The sequence below is a fragment of the Acetobacterium bakii genome, from assembly GCF_001263355.1.
GTDB classification, from domain to species: Bacteria; Bacillota; Clostridia; order Eubacteriales; family Eubacteriaceae; genus Acetobacterium; species Acetobacterium bakii.
Window position 1 is genome coordinate 108,012 of record NZ_LGYO01000007.1, and the last position, 14,201, is coordinate 122,212.

Below are 14,201 nucleotides of genomic sequence, written 5' to 3' on the forward strand. Positions count from 1 at the left end.
TGTTATATCTCCTTTTCTGGAATTCCCAGGCCTGCATAAATAAAGCCTTTGGGTGGATCCTCGCCGAATAAGTTTCGCAGATCAAATAAATAGCGGTCCTTCATCACCGTCTTCAACCGCTCGGGATCCAATCCCTTGAATTCCCGCCAGCTGGTAATGATCACCACCGCATCGGCATCATTGGCCGCGTCGTAAAGATCCTCGCACAGGGTGATGGCTTCCATTTCGTTATGCAGCCGCCATTTAGCTTCCTGGTTGCCCTCGGGGCTGTAGATTCGAATCAACGCACCTTCGCTGACCAGGCCTTTGATAATATTAATGGATGGGGCTTCGCGCATATCAGCGGTATCGGACTTGTAGGAAAGCCCCAGGATACCGATGGTTTTTCCCTTTAAATCGCCGATGGTACGCTTTATTTTTTCAACCATTTTCGTTTTTTGTTTTTCGTTGGCATCAATCGCGCCCTTGAGGACTTTGAATTCCTCGCCGTAAACCCTGGCAATTTCCACCAGCGCCTTGGAATCCTTAGGCAGATCGCTGCCGCCAAAACCCGGGCCGGCATCGAGATAATCCGGTCCAATCCGACGGTCCCGGCCAATCCCCCGGGCGACATCCAAAATGTTGGCATTGGCATTTTCGCAGAGCAAAGCCATTTCGTTAATGAAGGACAGCTTAATGGCCAGAAAGCCGTTAACGCCGTATTTAATCATTTCAGCACTTTGGGGATTGGTGATGATGTAGTTGCGATCCTGGAAATGGATGCTGTCGTAAAGGGATTTGAGGACTTCCACGGCGGTGGGATTATCGGCGCCGATGACCACCATTTCCGGTACCAGACAATCCCTAATCATGGAGCCTTTGCGGGCAAAATCGGGATTGCTGACGACATCGAATAAATAGTCGACCTGGCGATCATCGAGCACTTTCTGAATGGTATGCTTGATGATCTTGTTTGAACCCGGGGCTACCGTCGATTTAATGACCACGGTGAGGTACCCTTCCATGTGGTTGCCGATACTCTGGGCAATGGCGTTCATAAACCGCAGATCCGGCAGGCCCTCATTATCGCTGGGGACTTCGCAGGTGATAACGACAATGTCACTGGTTTTGATGGCCCGTTGCATATTTGAGCTGAAGCGCAGGCGTCCCGAGGCTTCCGAGGTTGCCACCAGGGCCTTGAGGCCGGGTTCGTAAAACGGTATTTCGCCGTCTTTGAGCATGTTGATGGTTTCGTCATCGGTGTCCACACAAATGACGTTAACGTCGGAATCGGATAAAATGGAACCGTAGGTAATGCCTAAAATGCCCATGCCGATGATACAAATATTCATATTTTTTTCTCCTTACTCAATAAAGTCTTCACTCGAAGTTTCGGTGTCGTAGTGATCTTTTAAAATATGTTCAAAACGGGAAGCCGGCCGGGCCGCCAACCCGGGATTATCCAAAATAAGACCGGTGCCCAGAGCCACGCATTCTTCGGCGTTCTCAGTAATATGAACCGGCACATCCGGGAGTTTCTCATTGATGAGCTGCTCCAGACCTCTCATTTTCGCACCACCGCCGGTGATGTAGATCCCGGCGTCGCAAATATCCGATACCAGCTCCGGCGGGGTTTTTTCCATCACCGCCAGGATGGCTGTCATGATTGCTTCGATGTATTTGGCATAGGTGATCCGGATTTCTTCGGAATCAACCACCACTGTTTTAGGTAATCCGGTATCCAGATCGCGTCCCCGCACTTCGGCTTCGAGAACTTCAACCCCGGGATGGGCTGAGCCAATTTTGCGCTTAAGATCCTCGGCGGTGCGCATGCCGATGAGCATATGGTGTTTGCTGTGCATATGGCGGACAATGGCCTCGTCAATACGGTCTCCGGCGATTTTAATGGAGTGGCTGGTGACGATGCCCCCCAGGGAAATCACCGCAATATCGGTGGTGCCGCCGCCAATATCGACCACCAGATTCCCGGTCGGTTTCATGACGTCGATGCCGGCGCCGATGGCGGCGGCCATCGGTTCCTCCACCACAATCGGGGCGCTGCCGCCGGCGGCGATGACGGCCTGGTACACGGCGCGGCGTTCAACCTCGGTGGCCCCGCTGGGAATGCCCACCACCACCTTGGGCCGAAATAAGCCGGATCGGCCAATAACTTTGCCGATGAAATAGCGGAGCATCTGTTCAGTAATATCGAATTCCGCAATGACTCCGTCCTTCAGCGGGCGAATGGCGACGATATTGCGGGGGGTTCTGCCCAGCATAATCTTGGCTTCTTCCCCTACCGCCAGAAGCTTGCCGTTATTTTTATCCACGGCGACCACCGAGGGTTCCTGCAGGACAATGCCTTTCCCTTTGACATAAACCAAAACATTTGCTGTGCCCAAATCGATTCCAATCTGTTTTCTTAGCGCCATTTTTCCTCCAGCGTGACCTTATTATCATTGATTCTGCGTTGTTTTACGATCACATTTGAAACCAAATTATATCATAAAACCGGTTTTTTTTAAATACTTCCACTGGATAAATCCATAAGAAAAGCCGGGATCCCTAAGGAATCCCGGCTTTTCTTATTTATTGTTTGTTTTATTTTTCTTTTGTACTGATACGAGCAATGGCTCTTTCTAAAGCTGCCTGTGCACGGGCGGCATCGAATTTATCATCCTTAAGCCGTTGTTCCGCACGTTCTTTAGCTTCTCTGGCGCGATTGAGATCAATATCTTCCGGCCATTCTGCTGCATCGGTTAAAACAATGGTTTCTCTGGGCGTAACCGTGACAAGTCCTCCAAGGAGGGTGCCGCTTTTATGTTGATTATCCCCGAGGATCATGTTGAAGGTACCCACTGCAAGAATGGTTGTCAAAGGTGTGTGTTCTGCCAGCACGGCAAACTCTCCTTCGCATCCTCTGAGCACAATGCGTTCCACCTGACCGTCATAAAAAACACCAGTTGGCGCAATGATTTTTAATCTGAAAGTTTCAGCCATTAAAACTCACCTCTACTAACCTTGTATTTTTTTTGCTTTTGCAACGGCATCTTCAATGGTTCCGACCATTAGAAATGCACTTTCTGGTAAATCATCATGTTTTCCTTCAAGGATTTCTTTGAAGCCCTTGATGGTATCGCCAATCTGGACATAGAGTCCCGGTGTACCGGTGAACTGTTCTGCCACGTTGAAAGGCTGGGATAAGAAACGCTCGATTTTACGGGCCCGGGATACTGTGATTTTATCGGCATCGGACAATTCGTCCATCCCTAAAATCGCAATGATATCCTGTAATTCCTTGTAACGCTGTAACATTTCCTGTACTTCACGGGCGGTATCGTAATGTTCCTGGCCAACAACCTTAGGATCAAGAATACGCGAGGTGGAATCCAGCGGATCCACGGCCGGGTAAATACCTTTTTCGGTGATGGCACGGCTAAGAACCGTGGTGGCATCGAGATGGGCAAATGTTGTGGCTGGGGCTGGATCTGTCAAGTCATCGGCAGGTACGTAAACGGCCTGAACCGATGTGATGGAGCCTTTGCTGGTGGACGTAATCCGTTCCTGCAGGGCACCCATTTCGGTTGCCAGTGTTGGCTGGTAACCAACCGCACTTGGCATCCGCCCCAACAGGGCTGATACTTCAGAACCGGCCTGGGTGAATCGGAAAATATTATCGATGAACAGAAGCACATCCTGGCCTTCATCATCACGGAAATATTCGGCCATGGTCAGTCCGGCTAAAGCGATCCGCATTCTGGCGCCTGGGGGCTCATTCATCTGACCGAAACACAGGGCTGTTTTATCAATAACTCCGGATTCCATCATTTCGTAGTAAAGGTCATTTCCTTCACGGGTACGTTCGCCAACGCCGGCAAAAACAGATAAACCACCATGCTGGGTTGCGATATTGTTAATTAATTCCTGAATCAGTACGGTTTTACCAACGCCGGCACCGCCGAAGAGACCAATCTTACCACCACGAACGTAGGGGCAGATCAAGTCAACAACTTTTATCCCAGTTTCAAACATTTCCGGCTGGGTTTGTTGTTCTTCAAAAGATGGTGGATGACGATGAATCGGGTGCATGACTACCCCTGTTTTATCAAAAGGTTTCCCATCAATGGGTTCCCCTAAAACATTAAACATTCTGCCAAGGGTTGCTTTCCCTACTGGCACCTGGATTGATGCTCCGGTATCCACTGCTTCCTGGCTTCTTACGAGACCATCAGTGGAATCCATAGCAATACATCTGACAATGTCATCCCCGAGTTGCTGAGCTACCTCAACAACCAGAATGTGTCCATTGAGTTCTATATTTATTGCATTGTTCAATTTTGGCAGTTGGTCTTTTTGGAATTTAACATCGACAACCGGTCCAATAACCTGAACAACCTTCCCTATATTATGGGCCATTCTTTATAACCTCCTTGTGCAAAGTAATTCACACTCATTATTAATCTATTATTACTGCGTTGGCTGATGCCAACGGTTTTAAATCTTTTTTACTTTAATGCCTCAGCACCGCTGACAATTTCAGAAATTTCCTGGGTAATTGCCGCTTGACGTACCCGGTTATATTTGAGAGTTAGCCCATCAATCATTTCGTTGGCATTGGTTGTTGCCGATTCCATTGCTGTCCGGCGCGCGCCTTGTTCACTGGCGGCACTTTCAATCATGGCACCATACACCGTGCTTGTAACAAAATTGGGAATCAGGTATTCCAGCAGTTCATCGGGTTCAGGCTCATATTGCATGACCGAATGTTCTACCTTAGTTTCCTCCGCTTCCCCATCCTTTTGCGCCGGTTTCAGATCGTTCACATCGAGTGGAAGGACCTTTAACAAGTAGGGATGTTGGGAAATGGTTGATACAAATTTGGTATAGACGAGGTAAACTTCGTCGTACTCGCCATTTTTATATCCTTCCATTACAATTCGGGTTACTTCTTTGGCATTGAAAAAGTTGGGACGTTCTGAGTTACCGAGATATTCACCCTGGATATTGTAATCGCGATTTCTAAAATAATCCCGGCCACGTGATCCGACGGTATATAAAACAGCATCTTCCTTGTTCGCTACGTGTTCCTCAACCAGTTTAGCAATATTTACATTGTAGCCCCCAGCCAGACCTTTATCCCCAGTTATGACGATATAGGCTGTTTTTTTAACTTCACGCTGGTTCATAAAAACACTTTTGGTGCTTCCGCTTTTTCCTACAAAGATTCCCATACTTTCAATCATGGCCTCAAAATAAGGGCGGCGACCCTCTGCGTACTCACGGGTTTTCCGGAGTTTTGCAGAAGCTACCAGCTCCATGGCATGAGTAATTTGCTTAGTACTGTTGACACTTTTTATCCGACGTTTTATATCTTGTACATTTTCTGCCACTCGAAAATCACCTCCGCTGACAATCTATACAGATTTAAAGAAAACTTTTTTATAAGCTTCTAAACATTCACCAAAAGCAGCGACAACCTCATCTGAAAGGCCGTCTTTTCCCTTAACCTTAGTCATGATTTCCGGGTAATTTTTCTTGGCGTAAACCATCAGACCTTTTTCAAAGGCCCGAATGTCCTTAACTTCAACATCAAGCAGGAAGTTATTCGTGGCCGCAAAAAGAATCAGGACCTGGTCTGCTACATCCATGGGGTCATATTGATCCTGTTTCAGGATTTCTACAATACGTTCACCTTTGGCCAGCTGAGCCTTCGTCACATCATCAAGGTCGGATCCAAACTGGGCAAATGAAGCCAACTCGCGATATTGAGCGTACTCAATACGAAGTGGTCCGGCAACCTTTTTCATGGATTTAATCTGGGCGGACCCACCAACACGTGATACTGAAATCCCGGGGTTAACGGCTGGACGAATACCGGAACGGAATAATTCCGCTTCCAGGAAGATCTGGCCATCAGTAATCGAGATAACATTGGTTGGGATATAGGCGGCAACATCACCGGCCTGGGTTTCGATAATTGGTAAAGCGGTGATGGAACCACCGGCTTTTAACTTCGCGGCACGCTCTAAGAGACGTGAATGCAGGTAGAAAACATCCCCCGGATAAGCTTCACGACCTGGTGGACGACGAAGAATCAGGGACATGGCACGGTATGCAACCGCATGTTTTGATAAATCATCATAAATGATCAGAACATCTTTTTGTTGTTCATTCATGAAGTATTCAGCCATGGTAACACCGGCGTAAGGTGCTAAATACTGGAGTGGTGCCAACTGGGCAGCTCCGGCTGAAAGGATGATGGTATAGTCCATGGCGTTGTTTTCTTCTAATTGTCCCACGATCTGGGCAACCGTTGATTCTTTCTGGCCAATGGCAACATAGATACATATAACATCTTCACCCTTTTGGTTGATGATGGTATCAATGGCCAAAGCCGTTTTCCCGGTTTGTCTGTCACCGATGATTAACTCACGCTGACCACGACCGATGGGGATCATGGAATCGATGGCTTTATAGCCAGTCTGAATCGGTTGATTTACAGATTCACGCTCAATAACACCGGGCGCTTTAACTTCAACCGGACGATGATGGTCGGTAACAATTGGGCCTTTTCCATCAATTGGAAATCCCAATGCGTTTACAACACGACCAATCATTGCCTCACCAACCGGTACTTCAACAATACGACCGGTACAACGAACGATATCACCTTCAACTATGTCATCGTCATAACCTAACAGAACACAACCAACGTTGTCCTCTTCAAGGTTCAATACCATTCCGTAAACATCATTAGGAAAGGCTAACAGTTCTCCTGCCATGGCATTTTCCAGGCCATGAACACGAGCAACCCCATCCCCAACTTGAATAACAGTTCCGATATCGACGACTTCAAGCTTATCTTCATACCGCTCAATTTCACGTTTTATTATTTGACTTATTTCCTCTGGTCGGAGATTCAACTTTACTCACCTCGTTTATTGTAGTCTTGAATTATTCATATTCGTTTTCATTTGATTTAATTGATTTCTGATGCTGCCATCAATGATCTGATCGCCTACGTAAACCACAGCTCCACCAATGATGGATTCATCAATTTGGTTATTGAGAATGACCTTTTTACTAAAGCGTTTTGCGAGTTTTTCTTCAAGAGTCATGCGCTGGGCTTCATCTAAAGGCACCACGGTTAATACGGTGGCTTCAACCATGTTCTTGTAAGGGAACACAAGCTGTCTGAAACTTTCTTCAATTTCCACAAGATACTCAAACCGATTTTTATCGATGAGGATGTTGAGAAAATTTCTTAAATATTGATTAAATTCGGCTCCAAAAACCCGGCCCAATATTTCTTTCTTTTCAGAAATATTCATTGAGGGGGTCAGTAAGAGTCTCATAAAATCCGAATCAGACTTGAAAAGATCAATGACCGTAGAAAACTCATCAAACATTCCATCAACAATATTTTTATCAACGGCAGTGTCAAATAAAGCCTGGGCATATCTTTTCGCTACTAGACTCATTTAGCTTCTCCTACCTTATCGATAAAATCCAAAATCATGGCTTCATGCTGTTTCTGATCCATTGATTTGTGGATAATCTTTTCAGCTGCAAAGAGTGAAAGATCAACGATATTGGATTTAACTTCGTTCATCGCTTTACGTTTTTCGAGTTCAATTTCTGCCATGGCTTTGGCCAAAATTACTTTTGCTTCGCCATGTGCTTTTTCAACGATATCATGTCGCTGAGCCTGTCCCTCGGTATTAGCTTCCCGGATAATTTCATTCTCTTTAGCTCTGATATCCGCTAATAAGCCTTCATATTCCAGTTTCAGTTTACCGGCAGTAGCATTCTTTTCAGTGGCACCGACAATTTCCGCCGAAACATCATCTTGTCTTTTTGCTATAATAACCTTAACTTTTTCATAAAAGAAATGTTTTATGATCAAAACAAAAATTATAAAGTTGATGATTGTTGCCAATAAGATTTTTAAATCTATACCAACTAAGTTTGCGTATTCAAACACTGTTATAGCCCCCTTTCTAATTCATAAGCATTGAAGTTTTTCATATCAGATCTACTCCAGTTTTAAAAAAAAGGATTAGCAAATAGTAAGATCAGTGCAACAATCAAACCATAAATACCAGTGGTTTCAGCTACAGCTGCTCCCAAAAGCATTGTTCTTACGATATCACTTTGTGCTTCCGGCTGTCGCCCAACGGCTTCGGCCCCTTTACCAGCCGCAAAACCCTGGCCAATTCCAGGTCCAACCCCGGCGATCATGGCAATCCCAGCACCAATTGCTGAACATGCTTTAATAAAATCTAAACCATCCATATGTATACGTACCTCCTCGTTTTATCAGATAACTTATTAACTATCCGTTACTGTTTTTAAAAAAATGGGTTTGCAAATAATAAAATCAATGCAACAATCAAACCATAGATACCAGTGGTTTCAGCTACAGCTGCTCCCAAAAGCATGGTTCTTACGATATCACTTTGTGCTTCCGGCTGACGCCCAACGGCTTCTGCCCCTTTACCAGCGGCAAAACCCTGGCCAATTCCAGGTCCTACTCCGGCGATCATAGCAATGCCGGCACCAATAGCTGAACATGCTTTAATAAAATCTAAACCTTCCATAATTAAACGTTCCTCCTAAATAATTTCCCTTTTTAAAAAAAAGGATTCGCAAACAGTAAAATTAATGCGACAATCAATCCATAAATCCCAGTTGTTTCTGCTACAGCTGCTCCGAGAAGCATCGTTCTGACAATATCACTTTGGGAATCAGGTCTAATTCCTACTGCTTCGGCGCCTTTACCAGCTGCAAATCCCTGGCCAATCCCAGGTCCTACCCCGGCGATCATCGCAGTACCTGCTCCAATGGCTGAAAATGCTTTAATCACATCGATGCCATCAAACTGACTTAAAAACTGCAACAAGAAGTCTACCATATTCAAATCACCGATCATACAAATTTCCTCCTATTCTCTCTCATTAATCCATAGCCCCTGAAATAAACACCATGGATAGCATTGTAAAGATAAAACTCTGCAATAATCCTGAGAAAATATCAAAGTAAAAATGAAAAGGAATCGGTATCAGCACAGGAAAAAATATTAATCCTGCCAAAGCTGAATACAACAGTGCCATGATGATTCCCCCTCCCAGTAAGTTTCCGAAAAGACGGAAAGACAACGAAACTGGGTTTGCAAGTTCTCCGATAATGTTAATCGGAAGCAGGAAAGGCATTGGCTCAAGAAAACTCTTAAGATATCCGCCCACCCCTTTTGATTTGAAACCAAAAAACTGGGTCATAAAAAACGTCATCAAAGCCAGGGCTATCGTACAATTTAAATCAGCTGTTGGAGATCTCAGACCATAGATTCCAGCAGTATTCGAAACCGCGAGAAACAGAATAAGCGAAAGCATATATGGTGCAAACTTCATCTTATCTTTTCCCATTGTTTGTGCGACTAAATTGTCCATAACCGTGACAAGAGTTTCAGCAATGACTTGGGCTTTCCCCGGAATTTTTTTCATATTCCTTGTTAACAAGTAGCACAAAATAATAGCTATTGCCATACATATCCACGTATTGACTACTGTTTGTGTAATCGTCAGTCCGAAGATTTCCCCGTAAATTTTTGGGCCTTCCATTGTTTTTTCACCTCATTGTCCAGGCTGGTTTGAAACGATATCTTTCAAACTGCCTTTTGTGTTTTTTTAATTTTGTTCACGCCTTATTTTCAAAAACGCTTTTTTTTTCTAAAAAACTGTTTACTAAAACTGAAATTTTCACAGCAACCAAACCCAGCAGAACGCCAATGATATTTAGCCAGGGATTAATAATTGCCACATATATAACAACACCGGTAATCAGGTATCTCAAAAAGTATCTGGTCTGAATATATTTTTGAGCCTGGGCCGATGGCATTTTCATTGCTTTTTCAAAGCTTAACTGCATTAACCTGAAGTTGAGAATACTATAGAGTCCTCCGAATAGAACCCCTAACATAAACTTTAACGGATCCGCTGTCACAAAACCAAACAGCATCAGCACCAGACTGACACATCCACCGCCAATCATGATTTTCGTCTCCAAAGAAAGATTATTTATTTTCATCTTTTTTATCCTCTTCATCCTCATTGTTTTTCTGAGTATTTTTTTGAGCTTTTTCATTTAATCTCAGTGGAATCACGTACAAATTTCTGAGTCCTGCCATCACACCCAAAATAGCGCAAATGATGACACCGATATTCCCGGTGTGAAAAAAATAATCCAACCCTTTTCCCAGTAAAAACATCAGTCCAATCGGAACAATCACTGAAATTCCCAGTTGCGAAATCATCACCAGATATTGATACGACGAATTCTTTTTGGTCGCCATTGATTACTCCATTCTTATAAAACGCAGCTACTTTTTTGTTCATAAACTGGTTTTTTTCATTATTAAATATCTTTCGAGTTCAATCAACTGCAACTATTTTTGCAGAGATTCCCAATTTTTATCTTTTCCATGAAATCTTTTACATATCGTACCACAATTTCAAAGACATGTATATACAGCAGCACAAATTTTTTGAACTTTTAGGCTTTCATATACTTGTTTTCAATTTCGCTGATCAGGTCAAGCCGTCGCTGATGACGCCCGCCTGAAAATTCGGTTTCAAGCCAAACCTTGAGGATGCGCATGGCTAAATCCACGCCCAATACCCGCCCCCCCAATACCAGAACATTGGCATTGTTATGTTCCCGGGACATGGCTGCCATAAACTCATTGGTGCACAATGCACCGCGAATTCCCGGGACCTTGTTGACGGCCATGGAAATGCCCAGCCCGGTGCCGCAAATGGCAATCCCTCGGTCACAGTCACCAAAGCTCACGGCTTCGCCAACCTTCTGGCCATAAATAGGATAATCACAGGAATCTTTGGTATAGGTACCGAAATCTGCAATCTCCCAGCCGGCTTCAAGCAGATAGGCTTTCACCTGTTCTTTTAATTCCAGACCGCCATGGTCTGCGCCTAATGCGATTTTCATATAGTTTTCCTTCCTTATATAAATGTATATCCGGCAGCTTTATACAGCCGGTTCAAAAGTGCCAGGGTTTCATTATTTAACGGGATATCTTCAGCATAGATCTTTTCCACGCCCAGCTCGTCAAAGGTTCGCAGCCGTGAAAAAAGATTTTTTGCCATTTCCTTGGGATCATCCCGGCTGCCCAAGGAAATAATGACGCCGGTGTGATAGGATTCCATGGTTTCATCACTGGCCAGAATCCCGATGGTCATGGGCTTGCCATGGTAATGGGCGACTGCCTGGGTGATTTTTTCACGGATTTGGTCGGGGTTTCCCTTAACCACCACCAGTTCGCCTTTGGGGGAATAGTGGGTGTATTTCATCCCCGGGGACTTGACCTTATCGGTGCTGGTATTCTTGGTGATGCTGGCAGCAACCAGCACTTCGCCTAAAACTTCCCGCAGCTCGGCAACGGTTACATCCCCGGGGCGTAGCACCACCGGGGGATCCAGAGTCATATCAATCACCGTGGATTCCAGCCCCAATTCCCCATCCGCGGACAGGATAATGGCGGCTACCCGGCCATCCAAGTCCTCGAGCACATGCTTTCCTTCGGTGGGACTCGGTCGCCCTGACAGATTGGCACTGGGTGCCGCCACCGGACAGCCGGCCAGTTTAATAAAGGCCCGGGCGATATCATGGCTGGGAAAGCGCACCGCCACGGTGTTCAGGCCGGCAGTGACCGCCTCCGGGACCACCGCGGATTTCTCCATGATGATGGTCAGGGGACCGGGCCAGAAAGCATCCATGAGTTTTTTGGCTTTTTCCGGGATAACCGCCACCAGAGCATCCACCTGGGACAGCTCCGATACATGAATGATCAGCGGATTATCCTCCGGGCGTCCCTTGGCAACAAAGATCTTTTTGACGGCTTCCGGGTCCAGGGCATTAGCCCCTAAGCCATACACCGTTTCGGTTGGGAAAACCACGTTTTCCCCTTTGCGGATGAGTGCCGCCGGGATTTCCAGTAATTTCAGTCCCTTGGCATCCAGGTTTTGAATATCAAATATCTGTGTTTTCATTGTTTTATTTCCGTTTTTTCCTTATTGCGGTTGCTTGGCCATGCTTATTCAACCTCGCTCAATAACCGTTGTTTAAGTGACCAAAGCTCCTGGGATAAATCCACATGATACACATGGGGATTTATCATCCGTTTAAAGGCCGGCCACAAGCCTTCTTTTTCATCCCGGAGATGGGCTTGAATTTCCAGAATACTGGGGGTATCGTACACACATTTACCGGCTTCAAAAATCGGCACCATGATCTCCCGGACATAGTAGTTGGTGATGGTGCGTTTTTTCCAGGTGTACACCGGATGAAAAATAACCAGGGGTTCGTTGACGTCAATGGTTTCATGTTCCAAGGTCATCAAATCCGCCAGGGCCATATCGTTGCTTTTGCCGTAAATACGGAATACCTTTTTGCAGCCCGGATTGGTAATTTTCCCGGGATCGTTGGAAACCTTGAGTTTGGGCTTGCCGTCAATGGAAGCCAGTTTGTACACCCCACCCAAAGCCGGGCAGTCATAGGCGGTGATCAGTTTGGTCCCGACACCCCAGGAATTGATTTTCGCCCCCTGGCTTTTCAAATCCTTAATCAGGTATTCGTCGAGATCCGAGGAGGCCACAATGCCGGCGTCCTCCAAACCCGCATCATCGAGAAGCTTGCGGGCTTCACCACTGAGGTAGGCAAGATCTCCGGAATCAATCCGAATCCCGTAGTGTCCGGTAATTCCGCCTTCGGCCAGGGCCTTGTGAAAAACTGCAATGGCATTGGGAACCCCTTGTTCCAGGGTGTTGTAGGTGTCCACCAACAGAATGGCGTTGTCGGGATTATACTTGACAAATTTTTCGAAGGCTTCGATTTCGGTGTCGTAGCTTAAAATAAAGCTATGACTCATGGTTCCCATGGACGGCCGCTGCAGCATCGCTTCGGTTTCCACCACACTGGTACCGGCACAGCCGCCGATAACCGCTGCCCGGGCGCCAAAATAACCGGCTTCGGTACCATGGGCGCGACGCAGGCCAAATTCCATGACCAGGTCGCCCCGGGCCTCTTCGATGATCCGTGCGGCCTTGGTGGCAATCAGGGTCTGATGATTGATAATGCTCAGAATGGTTGTCTCCACCAGCTGGGCCTGGATCAGCGGTCCTTTCACCCGAATAATCGGTTCAAAGGGAAAAATAATGCTGCCTTCGGGCACTGCGTAAATCTCGCCTTCAAATTTAAAATTTTCTAAATAGGTTAAAAATTCTTCTGAGAACTCCGGATGGTTTTTTTTGAGTAAAACCGTATCCGCTTTGGTGAATCGGAGACCCTTAATATAATCAATGACCTGCTCCAAACCTGCTACCACTGTGTATCCACCCCCGAAGGGATTTTCCCGTATAAAAGCATCAAAAACAGCCTCTTCCGCAGCTTTACCATCTTGAAGATAGACATTCCCCATGGTAAATTGGTACAAATCAGTTGCCAGCTGAAGCTTTCGATCAAATTGCATAATAAAATCTCCTTCTTTTACGTCGAGACCTATTCTATCACTTTACCATGATAAAATACAAATCTTTTTAATAATAAATATTTGCTTGTTTTTATCTTATTTTTATCCATTGCCTGGGCTTTTCAGTGTTAATCTTTACCTATATATATATATATAAGTTTTCAGCCCCTAAAATTTCGCAGTTAAAACCACGTAAAAAAGAAATGCTTTCGCATTTCTTTAGTTTTAGCACCCAATTTTTCACCGATCAGCCGCATTTGCCGCAACCGCTTTCAGTGCCCTCAACGGCTAAAGCATTTGCGCGTTTTTCAATGTTGGCATAGTTTGCCAGATCACTCCAGGGAAGACCGGCCCATTTGGCAAATTCAAGGTCTGTGGGATATTCGCCTTTAGATTCAAGCTTACCTTCAACCACAATAAACGGCAACGCTTCGACGCCGTCTTCCACCAAGGCTGTCTTAACCGCCTCATTGGCTAAAAACGCCGGACCATCGTCAATAATATTGTAACGGGATATGGAAACCCCGCGTTCTCGTAAATCCTGGACCAGGTGCTCCATCCGAAGCAAATCTTTTTCAATGGCTGGATCGCAAAAACCGCTGGCACAACCCGCCGGTTCGTATATTTCAATTTTTCGCATATTTTTTTCCTCCTGAATCTGGTTTATATGGCTATAGTA

Annotated in this window: 18 protein-coding genes; all 18 read right to left on the reverse strand. The window is 45.6% G+C overall.

Annotation, left to right across the window (positions count from 1 at the left end; all coding sequences use genetic code 11):
• Positions 1-2: 2 nt before the first annotated feature.
• The 18 genes from AKG39_RS02805 to AKG39_RS02890 all read right to left on the reverse strand — a co-directional run bounded on the left by AKG39_RS02805 (position 3) and on the right by AKG39_RS02890 (position 14,162).
• Entirely contained in the window at positions 3-1,331 is a 1,329-nt protein-coding gene (locus AKG39_RS02805) for a UDP-glucose dehydrogenase family protein (protein WP_050738838.1), read from the reverse strand.
• A 12-nt stretch (positions 1,332-1,343) separates the two neighbouring features.
• The gene (mreB, locus tag AKG39_RS02810; protein ID WP_083439386.1) at positions 1,344-2,411 is read right to left on the reverse strand and encodes a rod shape-determining protein; all 1,068 of its coding nucleotides are present in this window, start codon (positions 2,409-2,411) and stop codon (positions 1,344-1,346) included.
• A 169-nt stretch (positions 2,412-2,580) separates the two neighbouring features.
• Entirely contained in the window at positions 2,581-2,979 is a 399-nt protein-coding gene (gene atpC, locus AKG39_RS02815; RefSeq protein WP_050738839.1) for an ATP synthase F1 subunit epsilon, read from the reverse strand.
• Positions 2,980-2,994: 15 nt separating this feature from the next.
• Positions 2,995-4,395: a F0F1 ATP synthase subunit beta gene (gene atpD, locus AKG39_RS02820; RefSeq protein WP_050738840.1), complete on the reverse strand. Its 1,401-nt coding sequence runs from the start codon at positions 4,393-4,395 to the stop codon at positions 2,995-2,997.
• Positions 4,396-4,484: 89 nt separating this feature from the next.
• On the reverse strand, positions 4,485-5,369 hold the full coding sequence (gene atpG, locus AKG39_RS02825; RefSeq protein WP_050738841.1) for an ATP synthase F1 subunit gamma: 885 nt from the start codon (positions 5,367-5,369) through the stop codon (positions 4,485-4,487).
• Positions 5,370-5,393: 24 nt separating this feature from the next.
• Entirely contained in the window at positions 5,394-6,902 is a 1,509-nt protein-coding gene (gene atpA, locus AKG39_RS02830) for a F0F1 ATP synthase subunit alpha (protein ID WP_050738842.1), read from the reverse strand.
• A 15-nt stretch (positions 6,903-6,917) separates the two neighbouring features.
• Positions 6,918-7,460, reverse strand: coding sequence for a F0F1 ATP synthase subunit delta (locus AKG39_RS02835; RefSeq protein WP_050738843.1), 543 nt, complete (start codon positions 7,458-7,460; stop codon positions 6,918-6,920).
• Positions 7,457-7,963, reverse strand: a complete 507-nt coding sequence (gene atpF, locus AKG39_RS02840; protein WP_050738844.1) for a F0F1 ATP synthase subunit B — start codon at positions 7,961-7,963, stop codon at positions 7,457-7,459. The genes AKG39_RS02835 and atpF overlap by 4 nt, the downstream gene beginning before the upstream one ends.
• Positions 7,964-8,025: 62 nt before the next feature.
• Positions 8,026-8,274 carry an ATP synthase F0 subunit C gene (gene atpE / locus AKG39_RS02845; RefSeq protein ID WP_050738845.1) on the reverse strand — a complete coding sequence of 83 codons (249 nt, stop codon included), beginning with the start codon at positions 8,272-8,274 and terminating at the stop codon, positions 8,026-8,028.
• Positions 8,275-8,330: 56 nt separating this feature from the next.
• Complete coding sequence (gene atpE, locus AKG39_RS02850; protein ID WP_050738846.1) at positions 8,331-8,579, reverse strand: ATP synthase F0 subunit C; 249 nt, start codon at positions 8,577-8,579, stop codon at positions 8,331-8,333.
• 32 nt (positions 8,580-8,611) lie between these two features.
• Positions 8,612-8,911: an ATP synthase F0 subunit C gene (gene atpE, locus AKG39_RS02855; protein WP_341407017.1), complete on the reverse strand. Its 300-nt coding sequence runs from the start codon at positions 8,909-8,911 to the stop codon at positions 8,612-8,614.
• 25 nt (positions 8,912-8,936) lie between these two features.
• The gene (atpB, locus tag AKG39_RS02860) at positions 8,937-9,599 is read right to left on the reverse strand and encodes a F0F1 ATP synthase subunit A (protein WP_050738847.1); all 663 of its coding nucleotides are present in this window, start codon (positions 9,597-9,599) and stop codon (positions 8,937-8,939) included.
• Positions 9,600-9,675: 76 nt separating this feature from the next.
• Positions 9,676-10,065: an ATP synthase subunit I gene (locus AKG39_RS02865; RefSeq protein ID WP_050738848.1), complete on the reverse strand. Its 390-nt coding sequence runs from the start codon at positions 10,063-10,065 to the stop codon at positions 9,676-9,678.
• Positions 10,052-10,330, reverse strand: coding sequence for an AtpZ/AtpI family protein (locus AKG39_RS02870; protein WP_050738849.1), 279 nt, complete (start codon positions 10,328-10,330; stop codon positions 10,052-10,054). The genes AKG39_RS02865 and AKG39_RS02870 overlap by 14 nt, the downstream gene beginning before the upstream one ends.
• A 200-nt stretch (positions 10,331-10,530) precedes the next feature.
• On the reverse strand, positions 10,531-10,983 hold the full coding sequence (gene rpiB / locus AKG39_RS02875; RefSeq protein WP_050738850.1) for a ribose 5-phosphate isomerase B: 453 nt from the start codon (positions 10,981-10,983) through the stop codon (positions 10,531-10,533).
• A gap of 14 nt (positions 10,984-10,997) precedes the next feature.
• A complete protein-coding gene (locus AKG39_RS02880) occupies positions 10,998-12,044 on the reverse strand; it encodes an L-threonylcarbamoyladenylate synthase (protein ID WP_050738851.1) in 1,047 nt (348 codons plus the stop codon).
• 44 nt (positions 12,045-12,088) lie between these two features.
• Complete coding sequence (locus tag AKG39_RS02885; protein WP_050738852.1) at positions 12,089-13,522, reverse strand: nicotinate phosphoribosyltransferase; 1,434 nt, start codon at positions 13,520-13,522, stop codon at positions 12,089-12,091.
• A 247-nt stretch (positions 13,523-13,769) separates the two neighbouring features.
• Complete coding sequence (locus AKG39_RS02890; protein ID WP_050738853.1) at positions 13,770-14,162, reverse strand: arsenic metallochaperone ArsD family protein; 393 nt, start codon at positions 14,160-14,162, stop codon at positions 13,770-13,772.
• Positions 14,163-14,201 lie beyond the last annotated feature (39 nt).